Annotated in this window: 24 protein-coding genes, 2 tRNA genes and 1 riboswitch; of the genes, 13 read left to right on the top strand and 13 right to left on the bottom strand. The window is 72.2% G+C overall.

Features of this window, described 5'->3' with window-relative positions:
• Positions 1-12: 12 nt before the first annotated feature.
• The 3 genes from ACFYX3_RS00940 to ACFYX3_RS00930 all read left to right on the top strand — a co-directional run bounded on the left by ACFYX3_RS00940 (position 13) and on the right by ACFYX3_RS00930 (position 2,376).
• Positions 13-86: transfer RNA gene (locus ACFYX3_RS00940), tRNA-Met, on the top strand.
• Positions 87-288: 202 nt separating this feature from the next.
• Positions 289-2,256, top strand: a complete 1,968-nt coding sequence (locus ACFYX3_RS00935; protein WP_389006864.1) for a tetratricopeptide repeat protein — start codon at positions 289-291, stop codon at positions 2,254-2,256.
• 46 nt (positions 2,257-2,302) lie between these two features.
• Positions 2,303-2,376, top strand: a tRNA-Met gene (locus ACFYX3_RS00930).
• Positions 2,377-2,485: 109 nt separating this feature from the next.
• Here ACFYX3_RS00930 and ACFYX3_RS00925 read toward each other — a convergent pair.
• On the bottom strand, positions 2,486-2,905 hold the full coding sequence (locus ACFYX3_RS00925; RefSeq protein ID WP_389006861.1) for a Fur family transcriptional regulator: 420 nt from the start codon (positions 2,903-2,905) through the stop codon (positions 2,486-2,488).
• 126 nt (positions 2,906-3,031) lie between these two features.
• On the opposite strand from ACFYX3_RS00925, the gene ACFYX3_RS00920 reads away from it, so the two are divergent.
• Entirely contained in the window at positions 3,032-4,501 is a 1,470-nt protein-coding gene (locus ACFYX3_RS00920; protein ID WP_389006858.1) for a catalase, read from the top strand.
• A gap of 64 nt (positions 4,502-4,565) precedes the next feature.
• Here ACFYX3_RS00920 and ACFYX3_RS00915 read toward each other — a convergent pair whose 3' ends face one another.
• Together ACFYX3_RS00915 and hisN are read right to left on the bottom strand one after the other, a co-directional pair.
• Positions 4,566-4,955 (bottom strand): cyclic nucleotide-binding/CBS domain-containing protein, encoded by a 390-nt coding sequence (locus tag ACFYX3_RS00915; protein ID WP_116158949.1) that lies wholly within the window; start codon positions 4,953-4,955, stop codon positions 4,566-4,568.
• Between the two features lie 129 nt (positions 4,956-5,084).
• The gene (gene hisN / locus ACFYX3_RS00910) at positions 5,085-5,894 is read right to left on the bottom strand and encodes a histidinol-phosphatase (protein ID WP_116158948.1); all 810 of its coding nucleotides are present in this window, start codon (positions 5,892-5,894) and stop codon (positions 5,085-5,087) included.
• 117 nt (positions 5,895-6,011) lie between these two features.
• On the opposite strand from hisN, the gene ACFYX3_RS00905 reads away from it, so the two are divergent.
• Entirely contained in the window at positions 6,012-6,647 is a 636-nt protein-coding gene (locus ACFYX3_RS00905) for a TetR/AcrR family transcriptional regulator (protein WP_389006853.1), read from the top strand.
• On the opposite strand, the gene ACFYX3_RS00900 is transcribed toward ACFYX3_RS00905, so the two are convergent.
• The 4 genes from ACFYX3_RS00900 to ACFYX3_RS00885 form a co-directional block, all read right to left on the bottom strand.
• Positions 6,539-6,862 carry a multidrug efflux SMR transporter gene (locus ACFYX3_RS00900; RefSeq protein WP_116158946.1) on the bottom strand — a complete coding sequence of 108 codons (324 nt, stop codon included), beginning with the start codon at positions 6,860-6,862 and terminating at the stop codon, positions 6,539-6,541. The genes ACFYX3_RS00905 and ACFYX3_RS00900 overlap by 109 nt on opposite strands.
• A 92-nt stretch (positions 6,863-6,954) precedes the next feature.
• Positions 6,955-7,968, bottom strand: a complete 1,014-nt coding sequence (gene rsgA, locus ACFYX3_RS00895) for a ribosome small subunit-dependent GTPase A (RefSeq protein WP_376593808.1) — start codon at positions 7,966-7,968, stop codon at positions 6,955-6,957.
• A gap of 3 nt (positions 7,969-7,971) precedes the next feature.
• Positions 7,972-9,303 carry a 3-phosphoshikimate 1-carboxyvinyltransferase gene (gene aroA / locus ACFYX3_RS00890; protein WP_389006848.1) on the bottom strand — a complete coding sequence of 444 codons (1,332 nt, stop codon included), beginning with the start codon at positions 9,301-9,303 and terminating at the stop codon, positions 7,972-7,974.
• A 20-nt stretch (positions 9,304-9,323) separates the two neighbouring features.
• Positions 9,324-10,010, bottom strand: a complete 687-nt coding sequence (locus ACFYX3_RS00885; RefSeq protein WP_382660870.1) for a M50 family metallopeptidase — start codon at positions 10,008-10,010, stop codon at positions 9,324-9,326.
• A gap of 51 nt (positions 10,011-10,061) precedes the next feature.
• On the opposite strand from ACFYX3_RS00885, the gene ACFYX3_RS00880 reads away from it, so the two are divergent.
• From ACFYX3_RS00880 to def, 8 genes are all read left to right on the top strand, one after another.
• Positions 10,062-10,877, top strand: a complete 816-nt coding sequence (locus ACFYX3_RS00880) for an SOS response-associated peptidase (RefSeq protein WP_376593802.1) — start codon at positions 10,062-10,064, stop codon at positions 10,875-10,877.
• 33 nt (positions 10,878-10,910) lie between these two features.
• The gene (locus ACFYX3_RS00875) at positions 10,911-11,543 is read left to right on the top strand and encodes an alpha/beta family hydrolase (protein ID WP_389006843.1); all 633 of its coding nucleotides are present in this window, start codon (positions 10,911-10,913) and stop codon (positions 11,541-11,543) included.
• A 252-nt stretch (positions 11,544-11,795) separates the two neighbouring features.
• The gene (locus ACFYX3_RS00870; protein WP_030207302.1) at positions 11,796-12,452 is read left to right on the top strand and encodes a sigma-70 family RNA polymerase sigma factor; all 657 of its coding nucleotides are present in this window, start codon (positions 11,796-11,798) and stop codon (positions 12,450-12,452) included.
• Positions 12,449-12,766: a mycothiol system anti-sigma-R factor gene (gene rsrA, locus ACFYX3_RS00865; protein ID WP_116158939.1), complete on the top strand. Its 318-nt coding sequence runs from the start codon at positions 12,449-12,451 to the stop codon at positions 12,764-12,766. The genes ACFYX3_RS00870 and rsrA overlap by 4 nt, the downstream gene beginning before the upstream one ends.
• Positions 12,767-12,920: 154 nt before the next feature.
• Complete coding sequence (locus tag ACFYX3_RS00860; protein WP_389008044.1) at positions 12,921-14,309, top strand: HD-GYP domain-containing protein; 1,389 nt, start codon at positions 12,921-12,923, stop codon at positions 14,307-14,309.
• Positions 14,306-15,562: an HD domain-containing protein gene (locus ACFYX3_RS00855; protein WP_382660874.1), complete on the top strand. Its 1,257-nt coding sequence runs from the start codon at positions 14,306-14,308 to the stop codon at positions 15,560-15,562. Before ACFYX3_RS00860 ends, ACFYX3_RS00855 begins: the two co-directional genes overlap by 4 nt.
• 79 nt (positions 15,563-15,641) lie before the next feature.
• On the top strand, positions 15,642-16,622 hold the full coding sequence (locus ACFYX3_RS00850) for a tetratricopeptide repeat protein (RefSeq protein WP_376593798.1): 981 nt from the start codon (positions 15,642-15,644) through the stop codon (positions 16,620-16,622).
• A 67-nt stretch (positions 16,623-16,689) separates the two neighbouring features.
• Positions 16,690-17,322: a peptide deformylase gene (gene def / locus ACFYX3_RS00845; RefSeq protein WP_116158935.1), complete on the top strand. Its 633-nt coding sequence runs from the start codon at positions 16,690-16,692 to the stop codon at positions 17,320-17,322.
• Between the two features lie 53 nt (positions 17,323-17,375).
• On the opposite strand, the gene ACFYX3_RS00840 is transcribed toward def, so the two are convergent.
• The 6 genes from ACFYX3_RS00840 to ACFYX3_RS00815 form a co-directional block, all read right to left on the bottom strand.
• Positions 17,376-18,392 carry a ribonucleotide-diphosphate reductase subunit beta gene (locus tag ACFYX3_RS00840; protein WP_116158934.1) on the bottom strand — a complete coding sequence of 339 codons (1,017 nt, stop codon included), beginning with the start codon at positions 18,390-18,392 and terminating at the stop codon, positions 17,376-17,378.
• A complete protein-coding gene (locus ACFYX3_RS00835) occupies positions 18,392-20,746 on the bottom strand; it encodes a ribonucleoside-diphosphate reductase subunit alpha (RefSeq protein ID WP_389006835.1) in 2,355 nt (784 codons plus the stop codon). Before ACFYX3_RS00835 ends, ACFYX3_RS00840 begins: the two co-directional genes overlap by 1 nt.
• Before the next feature lie 130 nt (positions 20,747-20,876).
• Positions 20,877-21,053: riboswitch (cobalamin riboswitch) on the bottom strand.
• An 8-nt stretch (positions 21,054-21,061) separates the two neighbouring features.
• The gene (locus tag ACFYX3_RS00830; RefSeq protein WP_389006832.1) at positions 21,062-21,562 is read right to left on the bottom strand and encodes a GNAT family N-acetyltransferase; all 501 of its coding nucleotides are present in this window, start codon (positions 21,560-21,562) and stop codon (positions 21,062-21,064) included.
• A gap of 75 nt (positions 21,563-21,637) precedes the next feature.
• Positions 21,638-23,257, bottom strand: coding sequence for a monocarboxylate uptake permease MctP (gene mctP / locus ACFYX3_RS00825; protein WP_389006829.1), 1,620 nt, complete (start codon positions 23,255-23,257; stop codon positions 21,638-21,640).
• Positions 23,254-23,508: a DUF3311 domain-containing protein gene (locus ACFYX3_RS00820; RefSeq protein ID WP_352028174.1), complete on the bottom strand. Its 255-nt coding sequence runs from the start codon at positions 23,506-23,508 to the stop codon at positions 23,254-23,256. The genes mctP and ACFYX3_RS00820 overlap by 4 nt, the downstream gene beginning before the upstream one ends.
• A 108-nt stretch (positions 23,509-23,616) precedes the next feature.
• The gene (locus ACFYX3_RS00815) at positions 23,617-24,600 is read right to left on the bottom strand and encodes a LuxR C-terminal-related transcriptional regulator (protein ID WP_389006824.1); all 984 of its coding nucleotides are present in this window, start codon (positions 24,598-24,600) and stop codon (positions 23,617-23,619) included.
• Positions 24,601-24,606: the final 6 nt, after the last annotated feature.

Here is a 24,606-nt window from a genome sequence, read left to right as displayed (position 1 = left end):
TTGGTTCACCGACGCGGGGTGGAGCAGCTCGGTAGCTCGCTGGGCTCATAACCCAGAGGTCGCAGGTTCAAATCCTGTCCCCGCTACTCAGGACAAGGGCTCGGATCCATAAGGATCCGGGCCCTTGTCGTGTGTCGGCGTGCCGGGGGGTGCCGAAGGGCGGTAGGGAAGGGGCGAGTTGGCGTGAGTCGTGTTTGACTTGTCTCTCTGTGGGCATGTCGACAAAACGCTGAGTGACCTCACTGGCTGCGGTATACCAGGTGTGCTCGGGTTGCGGGTGGTGCGACGATGGTATTTATGGGGGACAGGGCAACTCTGTTGGAGACAGGGCGGTTTGTGCAGCGGCACGCCAGAAACGCCGCAGACGAGATCATCGAGGCAGTGGGGGCCGTCGATGCGGCCGTCGACACCACCGCAGACGCCGACACCGACGCCGAGACCGAGACCGAGACCGAGGCCCGGCACCGGCGGGCCGCCGAGCACGGCGACCTCGCCTCGATGAGCGCGCTCGGCGCGCTGCTGCTGCGCCGCGGCGACCTCGACGGCGCCGAGCCCTACCTGCGCGGCGCCACCGCCGAGGGGGACCGGGCCGCGGCCAACAACCTCGGCGTCCTGCTGCACCAGCGCGGCTACCCCGACGAGGCCGCCGGCTGGTGGCGCGTCGCCGCCGTCGCGGGCTCCGCACCTGCCGCCCACGCCCTCGGCCGCCACCACCGCGAGCGCGGCGACGAGCCGGCCGCCGAGTACTGGCTGCGCCAGGCCGCCGAGCAGGGCCACGCCCTCGGCGCGTACGCCCTCGCCGACCTCCTGGAGCACCGCAGCGACGTCGGCGCCGAGCGCTGGCTGCGCGCCGCCGCCGAGCAGGGCCACCGCGAGGCCGCGTACCGCCTCGCCCTCGCCCTGGAGCGCCGCGTCACCGAGACCACCCGCGGCCCGCACGAGACCGGCACCCGGCTCCGGGCCCCCGGCACCAGGGCCGTCGTGCCCTCCGGCGCGGCCGTGACCGGCACCGCCGTACCCGGGCAGCCCGCCGGCGAGCGCACGGGAGAGGCCGCCGAGGCCGAGCAGTGGTTCCGGCAGGCCGCCGCGCGCGGCCACCGGCGCGCCGCGCTCCACCTGGGCGCGATCCTGGAGCACCGCGGCGAGCTCAAGGAGGCGGGCCGCTGGTACCTCAGCTCCGCCAAGGAGGGCGAGGCGAAGGCCGCCTGCGCCCTCGGCTTCCTGCTCCGCGACGCGGGCGACGAGGAGAGCGCCGCCGTGTGGTGGCTGCGCGCCGCCCAGGACGGCGACGGCAACGCCGCCAACGCCCTCGGCGCCCTGCACGCCGCCCGCGGCGAGCAGCAGACCGCCGAGCGCTGGTACCGGGCCGCCATGGACGCCGGCGACGTGAACGGCGCCTACAACCTCGGGCTGCTCTGTGCCGCCCAGGACCGCATCCCGCAGGCCGAGCAGTGGTACCGGCGCGCCGCCTACGCCGGCCACCGTGAGGCCGCCAACGCGCTCGCCGTGCTGCTCCTCCAGGCCGGCGACGCCAACGGTGCCGAGCCCTGGTTCTCCAAGGCGGCCGAGGCCGGCAGCGTCGACGCCGCCTTCAACCTGGGCATCCTGCACGCCGGGCGCGACGACGACCGCACGGCCCTCGTCTGGTACGAGCGGGCCGCGGCCGCCGGACACACCGAGGCCGCCCTCCAGGTCGGCATCGCCGCCCTGCGGGACGGCGACGAGCAGACCGCCGAGCGGCACCTGCGCTGCGCGGCCGGCGGCGGCAGCGCAGAGGCCGCCTTCCGGCTCGCCTCGGTGCTCGACGCGCGCCGCCCCGAGCCCAGCCCCGCCGTGCTCGGGGCGCCCCGAGAGGAGAAGTCCGAGTGCGAGGAGTGGTACGAGCGGGCCGCGCAGCAGGGCCACCGGCGCGCCCAGGTGCGGGTCGGGATGCTCGCCGCCGGGCGCGGCGACCTGGCCGAGGCCGACCGCTGGTACCGCGAGGCCGCCGAGGCGGGCAGCCGCAACGGAGCCTTCAACCTCGGGCTGCTGCTCGCCCGCGAGGGCAGTGAGCGGGAGGCCGCCCTCTGGTGGACCCGCGCGGCCAGGGCCGGCCACGGCCGCGCGGCGCTGCGGCTCGCGCTGCTCGCGGCGCGCCGGGGCGAGCTCACCGAGGGGCGTCGCTGGTGCGACCGCGCGGTGGAGCTGGGCCCGGCGGAGGTCGCCGAGCGGGCGGCCCGGCTGAGCGAGGCGCTGCACCAGGAGCTCACCGCCTAACGGATTTGCCCTGCTCCGGATGGTCCCGTAAGGTTGTGTTCACCGACGCGGGGTGGAGCAGCTCGGTAGCTCGCTGGGCTCATAACCCAGAGGTCGCAGGTTCAAATCCTGTCCCCGCTACTCAGTAGCAACGAAGGCCCGGATCCAGTCACTGGATCCGGGCCTTCGTCGTACGCGAGCACGGAGCGCGAAAAAGCCCTCGCCTCGGCGGGGGCTTCTCCGGAGGCGGTCAGGCCGTCGTGGCGCAGCTCGGGCAGAGGCCCCGGTAGGTGACCTCGACGTTCGAGATCACGAAGCCGAAGCGCTCGGTGTCCGGGAGGTCCGCCAGCGGGTCGCCGACCGGGTGCACGTCGCGGATCGCGCCGCAGCGGCCGCAGACCAGGTGCTGGTGGGGCCGGTGGGCGTTCGGGTCGTACCGCTTGGCGCGTCCGTCGGTCGCGACCTCGATGACCTCGCCGAGGGTGACCATCTCGCCCAGCGTGTTGTACACGGTCGCGCGGGAGATCTCGGGCAGCCTCGTCACGGCGCGCGCGTGGACCTCGTCGGCGGTCAGGTGTACATGGTCCCCGTCGAGGACCTCGGCCACGACGCGCCGCTGCGCGGTCATTCGCCAGCCGCGTCCGCGCAGTCGTTCCAACAGGTCGCTCATGAGGGCCAGCCTAACAGCCGGGGCAGGGAGCCCCGAACGGGTGTGATTTTGGATGCTTACTTGACTTGGACAATGTCTATTGTAGGGTCTGGTCCAGGACAGGATGAAGGACGGCACAGGCAGTCCATGACGCAGGAGGCGCACGTGACGCAGGGACCGCTCACCACGGAGGCCGGGGCTCCGGTCGCCGACAACCAGAACAGCGAGACCGCGGGCGTCGGCGGGCCGGTCCTCGTCCAGGACCAGCTCCTCCTGGAGAAGCTCGCCCACTTCAACCGCGAGCGCATCCCGGAGCGCGTGGTCCACGCGCGCGGTGCGGGCGCCTACGGCACCTTCACGGTGACCCGGGACGTCACCCGGTGGACGCGGGCGAAGTTCCTCTCCGCGGTCGGCAAGGAGACCGAGACCTTCCTGCGCTTCTCCACCGTCGCGGGCAACCTCGGCGCGGCGGACGCCGTGCGCGACCCCCGCGGCTGGGCGCTGAAGTTCTACACCGAGGAGGGCAACTACGACCTCGTCGGCAACAACACGCCGGTGTTCTTCATCAAGGACGCCATCAAGTTCCCCGACTTCATCCACACCCAGAAGCGCGACCCGTACACCGGCTCGCAGGAGGCGGACAACGTCTGGGACTTCTGGGGCCTCTCCCCGGAGTCGACCCACCAGGTGACCTGGCTCTTCGGCGACCGCGGCATCCCCGCCTCGTACCGCCACATGAACGGCTACGGCTCGCACACGTTCCAGTGGAACAACGAGGCCGGCGAGGTCTTCTGGGTCAAGTACCACTTCAAGACCGACCAGGGCATCAAGAACCTCACCCAGGACGAGGCCAACCGCCTCGCGGGCGAGGACCCGGACTCGCACCAGCGCGACCTGCGCGAGGCCATCGAGCGCGGCGACTACCCGAGCTGGACCGTGCAGGTCCAGATCATGCCCGCGGCCGACGCGGCGACCTACCGCTTCAACCCGTTCGACCTCACCAAGGTGTGGCCGCACGAGGACTACCCGCCGATCGAGATCGGCAAGCTGGAGCTCAACCGCAACCCGGAGAACATCTTCGCCGAGGTCGAGCAGTCGGTCTTCAGCCCCGCGCACTTCGTGCCGGGCATCGGACCCTCCCCGGACAAGATGCTCCAGGGCCGCCTCTTCGCGTACGGGGACGCCCACCGCTACCGCGTCGGCATCAACGCCGACCACCTGCCGGTGAACCGCCCGCACGCCACCGAGGCGCGCACCCACTCCCGTGACGGCTTCCTCTACGACGGCCGCCACGGGGGCGCGAAGAACTACGAGCCGAACAGCTTCGGCGGCCCGCGCCAGACGGACCGGCCGCTCTGGGCCGGCTCCGCCGTCACCGGCGTGACCGGCGAGCACGCCGCTCCCTCGCACGCCGAGGACGACGACTTCGTGCAGGCGGGCAACCTCTACCGCCTGATGTCCGACGACGAGAAGCGCCGCCTCGTCGCGAACCTGGCCGGCTTCATCGCCAAGGTCTCGCGCGAGGACATCGCCGAGCGGGCGATCGACAACTTCCGCCGGGCGGACGGAGACTTCGGCAAGCGGCTGGAGGCCGCGGTCCAGGCCCTGCGCGGCTGAGGGCGCTTGCCGTAAGGAGAGGGCGGGCCGGACTTCCGTACGGGAGGTCCGGCCCGCCCTCGCATCATCCCGCGACGCTGTGCACCGGGACCCAGCAGCGGATGATGTCGCGTACGGAGACCATGCCGACCGGTCCCCGGTCGTCGAGGACGACGAGGTGGCGGAAGCCGCCGTGGGTCATGGCCTCGGCCGCCTCCGCCAGGGTCCAGGTGGGCGCGGCGAAGACGACGTCACGGGTGGTGTGGGCGTCGGCGGTCTCGTGGTCGGGATCCTGGTCGCGGGCGATCGAGTTGAGGATGTCGCGCTCGGTGAGGATGCCGAGTCCGCCGGCGTCGCCGTCGAGGACGACGCAGGCGCCGACGCGGCGCGCGGCCATCAGTCGGGCGGCCTGTCGGAGGGTGTGGGCGGGGCCGATGGTGAGGACCACGGTGCTCATGGCGTCACGGACGAGCATGGACGGAGCCACCTCCTTGGTGAATTCCTCTTCGAGAAAGAATTCACAAGCTCACAAGCGGGGGGACTCTCAGAGTTGCACCGGGGGAGGAGACCGACAAGGGGGCGCGCGACGCGCCCTCGGGGAGCGTCAGGGGCGCGCGTTCTCCTGGTTCAGGTAGCTCAGCAGCTCGCCGTGGAGCAGGCCGTTCGACGCCGCCGCGTTCCCGCTGTGCGGGCCGTGCCGCCCGTCCAGACCCGTGTACGTGCCGCCGGCCTCCTGGACCACGATCGCGACCGCGGCCATGTCCCACAGCGACAGCTCCGGCTCCGCGCAGATGTCCACGGAACCCTCCGCGACCATCATGTACGGCCAGAAGTCGCCGTACGCCCGGGTCCGCCAGCACGCGCGCGTGAGGTCGAGGAAGCCGTCGAGGCGGCCCCGCTCCTCCCAGCCGCTGATCGAGGAGTACGCGAAGGAGGCGTCCGACAGGGACGCGACCTTCGAGACGCCGAGGCGGGTCGCCGAGGCCAGGCTGCGGCCCGTGTACGCGCCGAGCCCCTTCGCCGCCCACCAGCGTCGGCCGAGGGCGGGGGCGGACACCACGCCCACCACCGGCTGGAACCCGGTCTCCCCGGCCTCCATCAGCGCGATCAGGGTCGCCCAGACCGGCACCCCGCGCACGTAGTTCTTCGTGCCGTCGATCGGGTCGATCACCCAGCGGCGCGGGCCCGAGCCCTCCACGCCGTACTCCTCGCCGAGGATCGCGTCGCGCGGCCTGGCGCGCTGGAGCTGTCCGCGGATCAGCTCCTCCGCCGCCTTGTCGGCCTCGCTCACCGGAGTCATGTCCGGCTTCGTCTCGACCTTCAGGTCGAGCGCCTGGAATCGGTCCATGGTGGCCGCGTCGGCGGCATCCGCGAGGACGTGGGCGAGACGCAGATCATCGTGGTAATCGGCCATGGTCGGCACTCTATCCCCGACGCGCGAAGGCACGGAGAAAGCGTCCACGGGAGCCTTGACAGCGCCCGGGCGCCTGCCGACGCTGAGCGGAGAACCGTTCCCTTCCCGGAGGTGAGGATGGCGAACGCCCGCGAGGCCCTGCTCGACGCCGCGCTCGCCGCGCTCGCGCACCACCCCTGGTCCGCCGTGCGGATGTCCGACCTCGCCGCCGCCGCCCGGGTCTCCCGGCAGACGCTCTACAACGAGTTCGGCAGCAAGGACGGGCTGGCCCGCGCCCTCGTGCGACGGGAGGCCGACGCCTATCTCCACGGTGTCCGGCGCCTGCTCGCCGCGCCCGCCCCGCCCGAGCGGAACCTCGTCCGGGTCGCCGAGTGGATCGTCGCCCGCGCCGCCGTCCGCCCGATACTGCGGGCCCTGCTCACCGGCGCCTGGAACGAGCGGCTGCCGCAGCCCCGGCCGGCCCGCCCCGGCGCCCGGCTCGCCCCCGTCCCCGCCCAGCGGCGCGCCGACGCCGGGCCGCCCGCGCCCGGCGAGCTCGTGGCGGAGACCGCGGCCTGCGCGGGGGAGCGGTGGGCGGCGGGCTGCGAGCTCGCCGTACGGATCGCCCTCAGCCACGTCGTCGCACCGGCCCTGCCGGTGGGGCCTCAGTGCGCCGAGCCGGAGAGCTGGAGTCCGATGACCCCCACGATGACCAGGGTGATCGAGACGATCTTGAGCGTGGAGACCACGTCGCCGAGGAAGACCATCCCGTAGATCGCCGTCCCGGCCGCGCCGATCCCCGTCCACACCGCGTACGCCGGACCCACGTCGAGCTTCCGGAGCGCCAGGGTGAGGAGGCCGAAGCTGCCGAGGGCGAAGGCGGCGAAGGCGATCGTCGGCCACAGCCGGGTGAAACCGTGCGAGAGCTTCAGGCAGACCGCGAATCCCGTCTCCAGGATCCCGGCGATCACCACCAGCAGCCACGCCATCGTCAGTGCCTCCCACGCCGTCGGTGACTGCTTCGTCGCACTTGGTGCGATTATGCATTTACCGGCAGTGAGCGGGCGTAAACGCCGACGGCTCAGTCGCCCTCGCGTCGCTCCCGGGTCGCGAGCAGCCGCCGCAGCGAGAACAGCCGCGCCGGATCGGCGTGCCCCTCCGCCACGAACGCGTCCAGCGCGCAGTCCGGCTCGTCGTGGCTGCAGGCGCGCGGGCAGTTCTCGGTGCCCGGCACGAGATCGGGGAAGGCGAGGATCACCCGGGACGGGTCGACGTGGTGGAGGCCGAAGGAGCGCACGCCCGGGGTGTCGATGACCCAGCCGCCCTCCTTGTCGTTCAGCGGCAGCGCGAGCGCCGAGGTCGTGGTGTGCCGGCCCCGGCCCGTGACCGCGTTGACCACACCCGTGGTGCGCCGCCGGTCCGCCGGGACCAGGGCGTTCACCAGGGTCGTCTTGCCGACGCCGGAATGGCCGACGAACGCGGTGGTGCGGCCCTTGAGGTGCTCGTGCACCCGCTCGGCGGCGACCCCGTCGACGAACTCGTCACGGGTGGTCACCACATGGGGAACGCCCAGCGCGCCGTACATCTCCAGAAGGGCGTCCGGCGGGGCCAGGTCCGACTTGGTCAGGACGAGCAGCGGGGAAAGCCCGCCGTCGTACGCGGCCACCAGACAGCGGTCGATCAGCCGGGGGCGCGGCTCCGGGTCGGCGAGCGCGGTGACGATCGCCAGCTGGTCGGCGTTGGCGACGACCACGCGCTCGTACGGGTCGTCGTCGTCGGCCGTGCGCCGGAGCACCGAGCTCCGCTCGCCGATCCGCACGATCCGGGCCAGCGTGTCCTTCTCGCCCGACAGGTCGCCGACCAGGGAGACCCGGTCGCCGACGACGGCGGCCTTGCGGCCCAGCTCGCGCGCCTTCATCGCGGTCACGGCCCGGTCGTCGACCAGGCAGGTCAGCCGGCCGCGGTCGACGGTGAGGACCATGCCCTCGACGGCGTCCTCGTGCTTCGGACGGATGCTGGTGCGGGGACGGGTGCCCTTGCGGTTGGGCCGCTGGCGGATGTCGTCCTCGTCGGTGTGCTTGCCGTAGCGCCGCATGGTTCAGACCCCGAGCATTTCGGTCCACATCGTCGGGAAGTCCGGCAAGGTCTTCGCCGTCGTCGCCACGTCCTCGATCTCCACGCCCGCGACGGCGAGGCCGATGATCGCGCCCGCCGTCGCCATGCGGTGGTCGTGGTACGTGTGGAAGACGCCGCCGTGCAGCGGACGCGGGCGGATGTGGAGGCCGTCCTCGGTCTCGGTCACGTCGCCGCCCAGTTCGTTGATCTCCTTGGTGAGCGCCGCGAGCCGGTCCGTCTCGTGCAGCCGCAGATGGGCGACCCCGCGCAGGGTCGAGGGGGAGTCGGCGAGGGCCGCGACCGCCGCGATGCCGGGGGTCAGCTCGCCGACCTCGCCGAGGTCCACGTCGATGCCGTGGATCCGGCCCGTGCCGGTGAAGGTCAGACCCGCGTCGGTGAGCTCGCAGGAACCACCCATCTCGGTGAAGATCCGGCGCAGCTCGTCGCCCGGCTGGGTGGTCCGCGTCGGCCAGTCGGGGATCGTCACCCGGCCGCCGGTCACCAGGGCCGCCGCCAGGAACGGCTGGGCGTTGGACAGGTCGGGCTCGACGACGAGGTCCCGGCCGCGCAGCGCGGAGGGCGCCACCCGCCAGACGTCCGGCTCGCCGCCGTGCTCCGGCTCGTCGACCCGGGCGCCGACCGCGCGCAGCATGTCGACGGTCATCCGGATGTGGGGGAGCGAGGGGAGCCGGCTGCCCACGTGCCGTACCTCCACGCCCTGGTTGAAGCGGGGCGCGGTGAGCAGCAGGGCGCTGACGAACTGGGAGGACGAGGAGGCGTCGATCTCGACCGTGCCGCCGTCCAGGCCCCCGGCGCCGTGCACGGTCAGCGGGAGCGCGCCCCGGCCGTCGTCGTCGATCCGGGCGCCGAGCGCGCGCAGCGCGTCGATCACGCCGTGCAGCGGGCGTTCGTGGGAGCGGGGGTCGCCGTCGAAGCGCACCGGGCCGTCGGCGAGGGCCGCGACCGGGGGCAGGAAGCGCATGACCGTGCCGGCGTTGCCGACGTCGACGGTCGCGGGGCCGCGCAGCGGGGAGGGGATGATCCGCCAGGCCTCGCCGGAGCCGTCGGGACCCACGCCTTCCTCGATCTTCACGCCGAGGGTGCGGAGCGCCTCGGCCATCAGGAGGGTGTCGCGGGAGCGCAGTGGGCGGCGCAGCCAGCCCGGCTCGGCGGCGAGCGCGGCGAGGACCAGGGCGCGATTGGTGACCGACTTCGATCCGGGCACGGTGACGGTCGCGTCGACGGCACCGCGGGCATACGGGGCGGGCCAGAGGTCGGTGGGCGGGTCGGTGTGCGCGGAAGCTGCTGCGGTCATGGAATCACTGTACGGGGGAGTCAGATGCCCAGGAGCCAGCGCCCGCCGCCGATCAGGGCGGATATCGAGACCGCGTGGAAGAAGAACAGCCACACTCCCGCGGGCACCTGGGTGAGCCGCGACAGCTGGTCGGCGTCCGAGTCGGGGGCGCCGCCGTGGCGCCGCTTCGCCTGGAGCTCGAACGCCGGGCGGACGCCGCCGAGGAGCAGGAACCACACCACCGCGTACGCGAACGCCGACTGGACGTCCGGGCCGGTCAGCCGCGCGACGAGGACGAAGGCGGCGCCCGTCAGGACGACGGTGAGGACCCCGTACGCGTTGCGGACCATCACCAGCATCGCGAGCAGCAGCGCGGTCGCGATCCACAGCAGCAGGGTGACGTGGCCGATGCCGAGCAGCGCGGCGCCGCCCAGCCCGAGCAGCGGGGCCGCCGGATAGCCGGCGGCGAGGGTGAGGACCACGCCGACGCCGGTCGCGCGGCCCCGGGAGACGGTGAGCCCGCTGGTGTCCGAGTGCAGCCGGATGGCCTCCAGGCGGCGGCCGGTGGCGAGGGCGATCAGGCCGTGGCCGCCCTCGTGGGCGATGGTGATCGCGTTGCGGGCGGGGAGCCAGAGGCGGCGGAGGGCGACCAGTGCCAGCGCGCCGACGGCCGTGACGTAGACGATCCACGCGTCGGGAGCGGGCTGGGTGCCGAGGATCTCGGTCATTTCGCGGACGGCTCCTCGGTCGGGTGCGGGAAACGTGGCAGTGTGGCACGTATGTGCGGACGGTATGCATCGAGTCGGCGGCCCGAAGACCTCGTCGACGTCTTCGGGATCGAGAAGTGGGAGCCCGAGGAGACCCTGGCCCCCGACTGGAACGTGGCCCCCACCAAGGAGGTCTGGGCCGTACTGGAGCGTCCTCTGAAAGACGCCGGATCCCCACGTCCGGTTCGCCAGCTGCGCGCCCTGAAGTGGGGGCTCGTGCCGTCCTGGGCGAAGTCGCCGGAGGGCGCCGCGCGGATGATCAACGCGCGCGCGGAGACCGTGGACGAGAAGCCCTCCTTCCGGCGCGCCTTCCGGTCGCGCCGCTGCATCCTGCCCGCCGACGGTTACTACGAGTGGGTGACCGGGGCCGCCGAGCGCGACCTGGAGGTCGAGGGGAAGAAGAAGCGTCCCCGGAAGCAGCCGTACTTCGTGACCCCGGCGGACGGCTCCGTCTTCGCGATGGCCGGGCTCTACGAGTTCTGGCGGGACGCGACGCTGCCCCCCGAGCACCCCTCCGCGTGGTGGGCGACCTGCTCGGTGATCACCACCGAGGCCGAGACCGGCCCGCTGGGCGTCGCCCCGGCCGAGGGCCCGCGCTCGCTCGCCGACATCCACCCCCGGATGCCGCTCATGCTGACCGAGGACCGCTGGGACGCCTGGCTCGACCCGGCGCGCACCGACCCCGAGGAGCTGCGCGGGCTGCTCGCCCCGCCGCCCGGCGGCCTGATGCGGGCCTACCCGGTCGCGACCGCCGTCAGCAACGTCCGCAACAACGGCCCCGAGCTCCTGGAGGAGCTGTCGGGACCGGAGGTCGGCACGCTCTTCTGACGTTCCGGGAGCGACGGACGGCAGGATGGGGACGTGACACAGTACGAGACCGTCTCCACCGGCGCCGGTGAGGCGCGCATCACCTGGTACGCCGGGACGAAGCCCTGGGCCGTCCTCGCCCTCGGCCACGGCGCCGGCGGCGGCGTCGAGGCCCGCGACCTCCAGGCCCTCGCCGCCGCACTGCCCGCGCACGGCGTGACCGTCGCCCTCGTCGAGCAGCCCTGGCGGGTCGCCGGCAAGAAGGTCGCGCCCGCGCCGAAGACCCTCGACACCGGCTGGCGCGGCCTCTGGCCGGCCCTCGCCGGGCCCGGCCTCCCGGTGATCGCCGGCGGCCGCAGCGCCGGCGCCCGGGTCGTCTGCCGGACCGGCCGTGAGCTCGGCGCGCTCGCCGTCCTCGCCCTGAGCTTCCCGCTCCACCCGCCGGGCAAGCCCGAGCGGTCCCGCGCCGAGGAGCTGCTCGGCACCGGACTGCCCACGCTCGTCGTCCAGGGCGGCAACGACACCTTCGGGCGGCCCGGGGAGTACCCGGAAGGGCCGTACGAGCTCGTGGAGATCCCGTACGGGGACCACGGCTTCGCGATCCCCCAGCGCGCGCCGCTGACCCAGGACGAGGCGCTCGCCGCCCTCGTCGACGGCGTCACGAAGTGGATCACCGGCCTCCGCTGACTTCACCGTGTGCACCGGGAATGCGACGCCGGTGACCACTGTTGTGGAGAGCGTCGGTGTGAGAGCAAGGAAGAGGGAGTCCGTCGCATGGGTTCGACCATCTGCCCAGAGCGTGCGCAGGCCGCTGACCTCGACTGGACAGTGCTGCCCGCACCCAGGACCGCCCCGATTCGGGCGGCGGGCGGAGCGGTTCCTCGTCTATCCTCCGAAACGAGCGGGTCCGCCCTCGGGCTCGCCGCCGCGCTGGAGGAGGTGGGTCCGGTCACTGGGACCGACACAGGGACCGACGACGGCCCCGAGGAGACGACCGAGGAGCGCAACGCGCGCTTCGAACGGGACGCCCTGGGCTACCTCGACCAGATGTACTCGGCCGCGCTGCGCATGACGCGCAACCCCGCGGACGCGGAGGACCTGGTGCAGGAGACCTACGCCAAGGCGTACGGATCCTTCCACCAGTTCCGCGAGGGTACGAACCTCAAGGCCTGGCTGTACCGCATCCTCACGAACACCTTCATCAACTCGTACCGCAAGAAGCAGCGTGAGCCCCAGCGCAGCGCCGCCGAGGAGATCGAGGACTGGCAGCTCGCACGCGCCGAGTCGCACATGTCGACCGGTCTGCGGTCCGCCGAGTCGCAGGCGCTCGACCACCTTCCCGACTCCGACGTGAAGGAAGCGCTCCAGGCGATTCCCGAGGAGTTCCGCATCGCCGTCTATCTCGCCGATGTCGAGGGCTTTGCGTACAAGGAGATCGCGGACATCATGGGGACACCCATCGGTACGGTGATGTCCCGACTGCACCGGGGCCGCCGCCAGCTGCGCGGCATGCTCGAGGACTACGCTCGCGACCGCGGGCTGGTACCCGCGGGCGCCGGAGAGTCGTCGAACGATCTGAAAGGCTCGGGCTCATGAGCTGCGGAGAGCCGCACGAGACGGATTGCTCAGAGGTCCTGGATCATCTCTACGAGTTCCTCGACCACGAGATGCCCGACAGCGACTGCACCAAGTTCGAGGTGCACTTCGAGGAGTGCTCCCCGTGCCTGGAGAAGTACGGCCTCGAACAGGCGGTGAAGAAGCTCGTCAAGCGCTGCTGCGGCAGTGACGACGTCCCCACCGACCTGCGCGCCAAGGTCATGGGCCGGATCGACCTGATCCGCGGCGGACACCTGGTCCCCGAGCAGGACATCACGGTGAACGCCCCGACGACACCGGCCCCGCAGGAGTAGCACCCCCCCCGCACCGGCAGGGGAGCGGAAGGCCGCCGCGACACGCTCGCGGCGGCCCCGCGCATATATCAGCTTGTATCACCCGATGGTGCGAATCACTCCGACCGCGCCGTCGTCGGCCGCCCAACTCGCTAGCGTGACAGGCGTGATGGGCGTGAAGGTCATTCCGCGAACGGCCCGTGTGTACATCGGCTGCGCCCTGCTCGGCGCCGGGACCTGCGTCCTGCCCGCGCTGCGCCCCGGCGCCGCCGTCCCCTGGGGCACGGTCGCACTCCTCGCCGCCCTGTACGCGCTCTGCGAGCTGCCCGCCCGCTGCCGGCTCATCGGCCGCGCGCTCGGCGGCTCCGTCCCCATGGGCACCGGCTCCTTCTTCCCCGTGCTCCTCGCCTCCGCGCTGCTCCTGCCGCCCGCCGCCGCCGCGCTCACCGCGATCCCCGGCAGCCTCCTCGCCCGTGTCGAGGAACCCCCCGCCGCACCCCGCCGCGCCTGGCGGGCCGCCGCCACGGCCCTCGCCGTCTGGGCCGCCGCCCTGACCGCCGAGACCCTCGGCGGCCCCACCGCCCTCGGCCGCGGCCCGGACGCCCCCGACCTGCCGTACGCACTGCTGCCCGCCGGCGCCGCCGCCCTCGCCTTCTGCCTGGTCCTCACCGCGCTCGACGGCGGCATCCGGGCGACGGCCGGGGGACTCCCCCCGCGGGCCGCCTGGCGCGGCCTCCTCGGCCGGGCCCTCGCCCCGCACACCGTCCACGGCCTCGCCGGACTCATGATGGCCGTCCTCTGGCGCAGCACGTACGGCCCCGTCGCGGCGCTCTTCGTGCTCCTCCCCATGTACATCTCCTGCTGGGTCTTCGCCCAGTACCACCGCGAGCGCGCCGCCCACCAGGCCACCATCCGCGCCCTCGTCCAGGCCGTCGACATCAAGGACACCTACACCCGCGGCCACAGCGAACGCGTCGGCCACGCCTCCGTCCTGATCGCCCGTGAGCTCGGCATGGCCGACGACCGCCTCGACGTCGTCCGCTTCGCCGGCATCCTCCACGACGTCGGCAAGCTCGGCGTCCCCACCCGGGTGCTCACCAAGGACGGGCCCCTCACCTCCGAGGAACGCCGGGTCATCGAACTGCACCCCGAGTACGGCCACGAGATGGTCCGCGGCATCGGCTTCCTCGGCGAGGCGCGGGCCGCGATCCTGCACCACCACGAACGCATGGACGGCAGCGGCTACCCGTACGGGCTCCACGGCGAGCAGATCCCCGAGTTCGCCCGGGTCGTCGCCGTCGCCGACGCCTTCGACGCCATGACCTCCACCCGCTCCTACAGCCGTGCCCGCCCCGTGCCCACCGCCCTCGCCGAACTGGAGCGCTGCGCCGGCACCCAGTTCGACCCCCGGATGGTCACCGCCCTCGTCCAGGCCCTCGACCGGCACGGCTGGCAGCCCGCCGTCACCGCCGACGAGACCACCCCACAGCCGGAACCGCAGTCCGAGCAGGTCCCGCCGCCGCGCGAGCCCCTGCCCGCGCCGGCCGCCAGGGAGCCCGCGTGAGACCCGGGGCGCCCACCGTCGGCGCCGTGCGCGGCGCCGCGCTCCTCCTCGGCCTCACCGGCTTCGGCGCCACCCTCTGGTACGGCCTCGACGAACCCGGCAACGCCCTCGCCTTCGGCACCCTCGTCGCCCTCGGCGAGCTCGCCCGCTGGGGCGCCGCACCCGGTGAACGCGAGCCCGCGCCGCTCGGCGCCGCCGGGGCCCTCGCGTACGCCCTGCTCGGCACCAGCGCCGGCCACGCCACCACCCACGGCGTCCTCCAGACCGTCGCCGTCGTCGTCGCCGCGGGCCTCGCCGGGATCGTCCCGCACATCGCCCGCGGCCGGGGCCCCGGCCTCGACCACTTCGCCCGCCGCGTCCTCACCGTCGGCTTCGCCGCCCTCTGCTTCCAGCCCCTCTACAACGCGGGCGCCGTCACCCGGCACCTCGGCCAGGGCCCCGCGTACGCCCTCTTCCTGGTCCTCCTGCTCGTCCTGACCGCCCTCTGCGACGCCGTGCTCGCCGCCCTCCTCCTGCGCGCCCGCACCGGATTCCCGTACGGCCCCCTCCTGCGCGACGAACTCCGCGCCTTCCTCGGCATCGGCTCCGCCGTCTGCGCCACCGGCACCGTCATGGCACTCGGCGTCGCCGCCGCCGGACTCTGGGCCCTGCCCGTGCTCGCCGTCCCGCTCCTGCTCACCCAGCTCTCCTTCCGGCGGTACGCGGCCGTGCGGACCGTCAACCGGCAGACCATCGCCTCCCTCGCCCGTGCCACCGAGATCGCCGGCTGCACCCCGCCGGGACACGCCCGCCGGGTCGCCGCCCTCAGCGCGGCCGTCGGGCGTGAGCTCGGCCTCTCCGGGACCGAGCTGACCGTCCTGGAGCACGCGGCGCTCATGCACGACATCGGTCAGCTCTCCCTCGTCGACCCGGTCGAGGGCGGCGCCACCGCCCTTCTCCCGGCCGAGGAGCAGCGCCGCATCGCCCTCCTGGGCGGCGAGGTCGTCCGCAGGACCGGGGTCCCCGAGGCCGTCGCCGTCGTCGTGGAGCGGCAGGCCGACCCGTACCGCGAGCAGCCGCCGGCCGCCCGGATCGTCCGGGCCGTGAACGCCTACGACGACCTCGCGGGCGACGGCGCGGGCGCCGCCCTCGGGGCCCTGGAACGGCTCAGGCTCGGCACCGCCCGCGACTATCACCCGGATGTCGTCGAATGCCTGGCCAGGGTCCTGGCACGCGGCGGAGCCCCTGGGGTGACCTCGGCGGTCCCTGGGTAACCCATGGGTAATGAGCGCGCGTCCGACCGGGCATGGTTGGATGCGAACAAGAGGGTGAAGCGACCGGCAGGCGGGAATCGTGAAGATCTTCGGGAAGGTACGGCATCGGCCCTCCGCCTCGTGGCGGCAGGCCACCGACCGCGCGTTCACGCTGATCGGCGACGGCCGGTACGAGGACGCGGGCGCACTTCTGACGCGCGCGGCGGATCTGGAGCCCTGGCTCTCCGAGTCCTGGTTCAACCTGGCGCTGCTGCACAAGTTCCGGCACGACTGGGAGCAGGCCCGGGCCGCAGGGCTGCGCGCCGTCGCGCTCCTCGACAAGGAGACCGGTGCCCCGGACTGGTGGAACGTCGGCATCGCCGCCACCGCCCTCCAGGACTGGCCGCTGGCCCGCCGGGCCTGGCAGGCCTACGGCCTCAAGGTCCCCGGCGCCGCCGCCGGCACCGGCGAGCCCGCCGGCATGGAGCTGGGCAGCGCCGCCGTCCGCCTCTCGCCCGAGGGCGAGGCGGAGGTCGTGTGGGGCCGCCGGCTCGACCCGGCCCGGATCGAGGTCCTCTCCATCCCGCTGCCGTCCTCCGGCCGCCGCTGGGGCGAGGTCGTCCTCCACGACGGCGTGCCGAACGGCGAGCGGACCACCTCCGCGGGCCCCTCCTACCCCGTCTTCGACGAGATCGAGCTGTGGGCGCCGTCCCCCGTCCCCACCTGGGTGGTCCTCCTGGAGGCGGCCACCGAGGCCGACCGGGACGCACTGGAGCAGCTGGCCGCCGAGGCCGGGTTCGCCGCCGAGGACTGGTCGTCCTCCGTGCGGCTGCTCTGTCGCGCCTGCTCCGAGTCGACGATGCCGAGCGCCGAGGGCGAGGGCGAGCACTCCGACCCGCACGACCACAGCGAGCCCGGGCACCCCGGACCGCTCGGCCACCGCTCGCCCGGGGAGCTCTGGGTCCCGGAGCGCGAGTGCGGCATCGCGGCCCCGGCGGGCCTGGTGCGCGGGCTCCTCGACGGCTGGGTGGCGGACAGCCCGGACAGCCGGGAATGGCGTGATCTGGAAGAGGTCTGCTGAGGCCAGGGCCCCGGGCCCGTAGGCTGTCCCTCGACGGAATCGGGTTTTCAGAAGGGCGCGGCCGGACATGGCGCAGCAGGAGACGGACGAGCAGACGATCAACGACGGCTTCGTCGTGGACACGGAGGACTGCGAGGCGCGGGAGCTCGCCTACCGCGAGCGCGGCACGGCCCGCCCGATCACGGTCGTCGGCAACCCCGTCCTCCACCGCGAGTGCAAGGACGTCACCGAGTTCGACGACGAGCTGGCGAAGCTCATCGACGACATGTTCGCCAGCCAGAAGGCCGCCGAGGGCGTGGGCCTGGCCGCGAACCAGATCGGTGTGGACCTCAAGGTCTTCGTCTACGACTGCCCGGACGACGAGGGCGTCCGGCACACCGGTGTCGTGATCAACCCCGTCCTCCAGGAGCTCCCGGCCGAGCTGCGCGTCCTGGACGAGTCCAACGAGGGCTGCCTGTCCGTGCCGACGGCCTACGCCGAGCTGGCCCGCCCCGACTACGCGGAGGTCCACGGCCAGGACGCCCAGGGCAACCCGATCAAGGTGCGCGGCACCGGCTACTTCGCCCGCTGCCTCCAGCACGAGACGGACCACCTGTACGGCTTCCTGTACATCGACAAGCTCTCCAAGCGCGACCGCAAGGACGCCCTGCGCCAGATGGCCGAGGGCACCCCGCGCTACGAGACGGTCCCGAACGACTGAGCGCATGACGAAGGGCCCGCACTCCTCGGAGTGCGGGCCCTTCGTCGTACCGGCTAGAAGTCCTCGTCGAGGTCCACCGAGCCCTCGACCGCCACCTGGTAGGCGGACGGGCGCCGCTCGAAGAAGTTCGTGAGCTCCTGGACGCCCTGGAGCTCCATGAAGGAGAAGGGGTTCTCCGAACCGAACACCGGGGCGAAGCCGAGGCGCTGGAGGCGCTGGTCGGCGACGCACTGGAGGTACTCGCGCATCGACTCGGTGTTCATGCCCGGCAGGCCGTCGCCGCACAGGTCGCGGCCGAACTGCAGCTCCGCCTCGACGGCCTCCTTCAGCATGTCCGTGACCTGCTGCTGGAGCGCGTCGTCGAAGAGCTCCGGCTCCTCCTTGCGGACGGTGTCCACGACCTCGAAGGCGAAGTTCATGTGCATCGTCTCGTCGCGGAACACCCAGTTGGTGCCGGTCGCCAGGCCGTGGAGCAGGCCGCGGGAGCGGAACCAGTAGACGTACGCGAAGGCGCCGTAGAAGAACAGGCCCTCGATGCACGCGGCGAAGCAGATCAGGTTCAGCAGGAAGCGGCGGCGGTCGGCGGCCGTCTCCAGCTTCTCGATCTTCTCGACCGAGTCCATCCACTTGAAGCAGAACTGCGCCTTCTCGCGGATGGAGGGGATGTTCTCGACGGCGGCGAACGCGGCGGCGCGGTCGTCCGGGTCGGGCAGGTACGTGTCCAGGAGCGTCAGGTAGAACTGGACGTGGACCGCCTCCTCGAAGAGCTGACGGCTCAGGTACAGCCGCGCCTCCGGGGAGTTGATGTGCTTGTAGAGCGTCAGCACCAGGTTGTTCGCCACGATCGAGTCGCCCGTCGCGAAGAACGCGACCAGACGGCCGATCATGTGCTGCTCACCGGGGGTGAGCTTGGCGAGGTCGGCGACGTCCGAGTGGAGGTCGACCTCCTCCACGGTCCAGGTGTTCTTGATGGCGTCCCGGTAGCGCTCGTAGAAGTCCGGGTAGCGCATGGGGCGGAGCGTGAGCTCGAAGCCCGGGTCCAGGAGGTTCTTCTTCTCGGTGGAGCTCATTACTGGCAGGCCTCGCAGGACTCGGGGTTCTCAAGGGAGCAGGCGATCGCGTCCGCGTCGGGGGTCGCCTGCTGGACGGGGATCGGGGCGGCGGCCTGGGCGGCGCGCGCGATCCGGGTCGCCGGGCGGGAGCGCAGGTAGTACGTCGTCTTCAGGCCCTGCTTCCAGGCGTACGCGTACATCGACGACAGCTTGCCGATCGTCGGCGTCTCCATGAACAGGTTCAGCGACTGGCTCTGGTCGAGGAACGGGGTCCGCGCCGCCGCCATGTCGATGAGGCCGCGCTGCGGGATCTCCCAGGCCGTGCGGTACAGCTCGCGCACCTCGGCGGGGACCCAGGTGAAGCCGGCCACCGAGCCGTTGGAGTCGCGCAGCGCCTCGCGGGTCTGCGCGTCCCACACGCCGAGCTTCTTCAGCTCGTCGACGAGGTACGAGTTGACCTGGAGGAACTCGCCGGAGAGCGTCTCGCGCTTGAACAGGTTGGAGACCTGCGGCTCGATGCACTCGTAGACGCCGGCGATCGAGGCGATCGTCGCGGTCGGCGCGATGGCGAGGAGGAGGCTGTTGCGCATGCCGACGGCGGCGATCCGCTCGCGCAGCGCGGCCCAGCGCTCCGGCCAGTTGAGCTCCACGTCGTAGTGGTCGGGGTGCAGCACGCCCCGCGCGGTGCGGGTCTTGTCCCAGGCGGGGAGCGGGCCGCTGCGCTCGGCGAGGTCGGCGGACGCCTCGTACGCCGCGAGCATGATCCGCTCGGCGATGCGCGTCGACAGGGCGCGCGCCTCGGCCGAGTCGAACGGCAGCTTCAGCTGGAAGAAGACGTCCTGGAGGCCCATCGCACCCAGGCCCACCGGACGCCACTTGGCGTTGGAGCGGCCGGCCTGCTCGGTCGGGTAGAAGTTGATGTCGACGACCCGGTCGAGGAAGGTGACGGCCGTGCGGACGGTCTCGTCCAGGCGCTCCCAGTCGATGTCGCCGCCCGTGACGAAGGCGCCGAGGTTGACCGAACCCAGGTTGCAGACGGCCGTCTCGCCGTCGTTCGTGACCTCGATGATCTCGGTGCAGAGGTTCGAGGAGTGGACGACCGTGCCCGGCTCGGCCGTCTGGTTGGCCGTGCGGTTCGAGGCGTCCTTGAAGGTCATCCAGCCGTTGCCGGTCTGGGCCAGGGTCCGCATCATCCGGCCGTACAGGTCGCGGGCCGGCATCGTCTTGCGGGCCAGGCCGGCGGCCTCGGCCTTGAGGTAGGCGGCGTCGAACTCCTCGCCGTACAGGTCGACGAGCTCGGGCACGTCCGACGGGGAGAACAGCGACCACTCGGCGTCGGCGTTGACCCGGCGCATGAACTCGTCCGGGATCCAGTGCGCCAGGTTCAGGTTGTGCGTACGGCGCTGGTCCTCGCCCGTGTTGTCGCGGAGCTCCAGGAACTCCTCGATGTCCGCGTGCCAGGTCTCCAGGTAGACCGCGGCGGCGCCCTTGCGGCGGCCGCCCTGGTTCACGGCGGCGACGGAGGCGTCGAGCGTCTTCAGGAACGGGACGATGCCGTTGGAGTGGCCGTTGGTGCCGCGGATCAGCGAACCGCGGGCGCGGATGCGGGAGTACGACAGGCCGATGCCGCCCGCGTGCTTCGAGAGGCGCGCGACCTGGTGGTAGCGGTCGTAGATGGAGTCCAGCTCGTCCTGCGGGGAGTCCAGCAGGTAGCAGGAGGACATCTGCGGGTGGCGGGTGCCGGAGTTGAAGAGCGTGGGGGAGGACGGCAGGTAGTCCAGGCGGCTCATCAGGCCGTACAGCGCGCTCACTTCGTCCAGGGCGCGGACGCTGTCGTCCTCGGCGAGGCCGGCGGCGACGCGCAGCATGAAGTGCTGCGGGGTCTCGACCACCTTGCGGGTGATCGGGTGGCGCAGCAGGTAGCGCGAGTAGAGGGTGCGCAGACCGAAGTAGCCGAAGCGGTCGTCGCCGGCCGGGTCGATCGTCGCGTCGAGGCGCTCGGCGTGCAGGGCGACGAACTCGGCGGTGCGGTCGGCGATGAGGCCCTCGCGGTGGCCGACGGCGACGGAGGCCGAGAAGGACACGGCGCCCTGGCCGGCCGCCTCGTCGGCGATGGTGATGGTGAGGAGCCGCGCCGCGAGCCGGGAGTACGCCGGGTCCTCGGCGATCAGGCCGGCGGCCGCCTCGGTGGCCAGCTCGCGCAGCTCCGCCTCGTCCGACGTGGCGCTGCGACCGCGGAGGGCGGCGGCGGCGACCTTGCCGGGGTCGGTGTCCGGGAGGTCGGCGGTGAGATCGGTCAGGGTCCGCAGGAGTACGGTCCCGGGTCCGTCGGTCTCGATCGCTGCGGCCGGATCGGCGGGCGCGATGGTCACGTGGAGGCTCTCTCTCGCTCGGCGGGGCCGCGGGCGGGGGAGGCGGGCATGCGGGCACCCGTACGCGCGGGCGCGCCGCGTCCACCGGCCCACTCCGCGAGGCCCGGACGTCTGTGGCACCCGGAACGGACGGACCGGGCACGCTGTCGGCAGGTCCTCGGACTCACTCCGTACGAAGTGCGAAACCACACGAAGTACACCGTTGCGGGACAGTTCCGGATTCGCGCCGGATTTCCCTGCGTCGACAGCGAGGATGAGCATACATGTGGGGGGCGCCGCTTGCGGCACCCCCCACATGTTGTGTCGGTCCGGGAGTTACAACTCCAGGGCGTACGTGCGCAGCGAGTGATCGGGGATCGGCTCCCAGTCCCGTTCGGGGGTCCGGACGAAGCCCAGCCGCTCGTAGATCCGGTGCGCCGAGACCATCAGATCGGCCGTGGAGAGCACGAGCCGCGCGCAGCCGGGGAGGGATCGCGCCCGGTCCACGCAGGCGCGTACGAGGGCCTCTCCGACGCCCCGGCCGCGGGCCGCCGGAGCGACCACGAGCATCCGGAACTCGGCCTCGCCGGGGACCGCGATGTCCGCCCAGGCGGTGCCGCCCTCGGCGAAGGTGACCCCGCCGATGATCCCGCCGTCCGGGTCGACGGCGACGAGCACCTCGCTCTCGCGCGCCCGCCGGGCCGTGTCGCGGAGCACGGCCAGATAGAAGTCGTCCTCGCCGTGCAGCAGCAGCCCGTCGTTCAGGTAGGTCAGCCCGGTGAGGTCACCGAGCTCCTCGTGCTCCTCGGGCCGTACCGCCCTGATCGTGAAATCCATGGGCTCCAGTCTGCCTCCGCGGCACGCGAAGGGGGCCCGGGATTTCCCGGGCCCCCTCTTTCACGCGTCCGCGGGTCAGTGCGCTCCGGCGCCGACCTTCGGGAGGTCGCGGACTCCGGCGTCGCCCGCGTCCGCCGTGTAGTCCTCCGGCGAGGTCTCGTCGACGCCCTCGGGGGCCTTCACGGCCTTGAGGACGAAGGTCAGGACGACCGTGACGAGGACGTTGAGCACGAAGGCGGTGAGGCCGATGTAGCCGATCTCGCCGATGCCGGGGATCTCGGCGGCCGAACCGCCGAAGTGCTTCTGGGTCGGGCTGGCCACGCCGTACGCGGCGGCCGTGCCGTAGACCATGCCGACGGCCCAGCCGGCGAGCAGCGCCCAGCGGTGGAACCAGCGGGTGAACAGACCGCCGACGAGCGCCGGGAAGGTCTGGAGGATCCAGATGCCGCCGAGCAGCTGGAAGTTGATGGCGACCGTCTTGTCCATGGTGAGGACGAAGACGAGCGCGCCGACCTTCACCAGGAGGGACACCAGCTTGGAGACCTTGGTCTCCTGCTCCGGGGTCGCGTCCCTCTTGATGAAGTCCTTGTAGATGTTCCTCGTGAAGAGGTTGGCCGCGGCGATCGACATGATCGCGGCGGGGACGAGCGCGCCGATGCCGATCGCGGCGAACGCGACGCCCGCGAACCAGTCCGGGAACATGTTCTCGAACAGCTGCGGGATGGCGAGCTGGCCGTTCGTGACCTTCACGCCGGCGGCGATCGCCATGAAGCCGAGGAGGGCGAGCAGGCCCAGCATCAGCGAGTACAGCGGCAGGATCGTGGTGTTGCGGCGGATGACCTCACGGCTCTTGGAGGAGAGCGTCGCCGTGATCGAGTGCGGGTACATGAAGAGCGCGAGCGCCGAGCCGAGCGCGAGCGTCGCGTACGTCCACTGGCCCGCCTCGCCGGGCACGAGCGCGCCCTTCGGCTTCCCGGTGGCCGGGTTGACCGTCGCGTACGCCTCGCCGGCCTTGGTGAAGATCTCGTCGAAGCCGCCCAGCTTGATCGGGATGTAGATGATCGCCACCGCGATGACGATGTAGATCAGGGTGTCCTTGACGAAGGCGATGAGCGCCGGGGCGCGCAGCCCGGAGGAGTACGTGTACGCCGCGAGGACGCCGAAGGCGATGAGCAGCGGCAGGTCCTTGACGAACCAGTTGGTGTTCTCGCCGCCGCCGACGCCCATCACGTCCAGGACGGCCTGGATGCCGACGAGCTGGAGCGCGATGTACGGCATGGTGGCGAGGATGCCGGTGACCGCGACCGCGAGCGACAGGCCCTTGGAGCCGAAGCGGCCGCGCACGAAGTCGGAGGTGGTGACGTATCCGTGCTTGTGCGAGACCGACCAGAGGCGCGGCAGGAAGGTGAAGATCAGCGGGTACACCAGGATCGTGTACGGGACGGCGAAGAAGCCGGCCGCGCCCGCCGCGTAGATGGCCGCGGGGACGGCGACGAAGGTGTACGCCGTGTAGAGGTCGCCGCCGAGCAGGAACCAGGTGATCCAGGTGCCGAACGACCGGCCGCCCAGGCCCCATTCGTCGAGGCTCTCGTTCTCGGCCTTGCGCCAGCGCGCGGCCAGGAAGCCCATGACCGTGACGGCCAGGAAGAAGAAGACGAAGACGCCGAGCGCCACGCCGTTCACGCCGTCCTTCATCGCGCGTCACCTCCCTTGCGGGCGCGCTGGTCCAGCTGCCACAGCTTGTACGCGACCATGGTGAGCACCGTGGAGATCAGCACCCAGAGCATCTGGTACCAGTAGAAGAACGGGATGCCCGCGAAGAGCGGTTCGACCTTCGCGTAGGAGCTCACCCAGAGCATGGCCACGAACGGGGCGAACAGACAGAGGGCGATCACCACTCTGAGCGGGGTGACGACCGATTGTTTCCCTTGTGTCGCTTGTGACATGGAGATCCCGTCCACTTTGCCGATGATCTGATGACGCCGAGGAAATCTAGGGGACCGTCGCCGTTCTCGGAACCCCCGTCCGTATCACGGATCTGTTCCCCGGACGGTTCAGAGCCATCCCTCCTTCGTCGCCCGCACCCCCGCCTCGAACCGGCTGCGCGCGCCGAGCCTGTTCATCAGCTCCGAGCTCATCCGCCGCACGGTCCGCAGCGAGACCCCGAGCCGCCGGGCCGCGATGTCGTCCGTGCAGCCGATGCCGAGGAGCATCAGCAACTCCCGCTCCTGCGGGGAGAGGTCGTGGGCGTCGCGGCGCGGGGCCTCGCCGAAGGGGGTGCCCGCGTCCCACAGCCGGTCGAAGAGGACCACGAGCGCGTGGACCAGGCCGGGGCTGCGCACTTCGAGGGCGCCGGCGCGGCCGTCCTCCGGGTCGACGGGGACGAGGGCGGCCTCGCGGTCGACGATCACCATGAGCATCGGGACGACGGGCACGGTCCGCGCCTCGCCGCCGAGGTCGCAGTACCAGCGGACGTACTCGACGGTCGGCGGGTCGTTGCGGAAGCTCTCCTGGTAGATCGAGCGGATCTTCACCCCGCGTTCCAGGGCGAGTTGGTCGAGCGGCTGGCTCGCGTCCATCGTGTCGGGGAGCTGGGCGCCGCCGGGCAGCAGCGAGAGGCACTCGGTGCGGGCGTTCGCGGCCAGGTCCTCCAGGCGTTCGCGGACCTGGTCGAGTCCGGTGATGCGGTCCACGAGGTCGTGCCGGACGGCCGGTTCCGGGCAGTCGGCGTAGGAGGCGAGGATGCCGGCCACCGCCCGGCCCGCCTGCTCGACCTGGCGCTTGCGTTTGCTCAGCTCGGCCTCGGCGCGGGAGAGCAGGAACGAGAAGCCGACGTCGGGGTTGAAGGGTTCGACCTCTCCCGAGGTGTCGTCCATGAGGACGAGCTTGAGGTCCGCGAGGCAGGCGAGCGCCTCGCGGACCTCCGGCTCGGGGCGGCCCAGATGGGCCGCCATGTCCGTCACGTCGTACTCGGGCCGCTCCAGGAGCAGTCGGTAGACGGCCTCCGTCGACTCCTGTATGCCGAGCGCCTCCAGCATCGGTGA

It is taken from the genome of Streptomyces sp. NPDC002463, from assembly GCF_042889835.1.
Taxonomy (GTDB): Bacteria; Actinomycetota; Actinomycetes; order Streptomycetales; family Streptomycetaceae; genus Streptomyces; species Streptomyces nymphaeiformis.
Note: the sequence above shows the minus strand (reverse complement) of the source record. Positions and strands in the feature narration are given on the sequence as shown.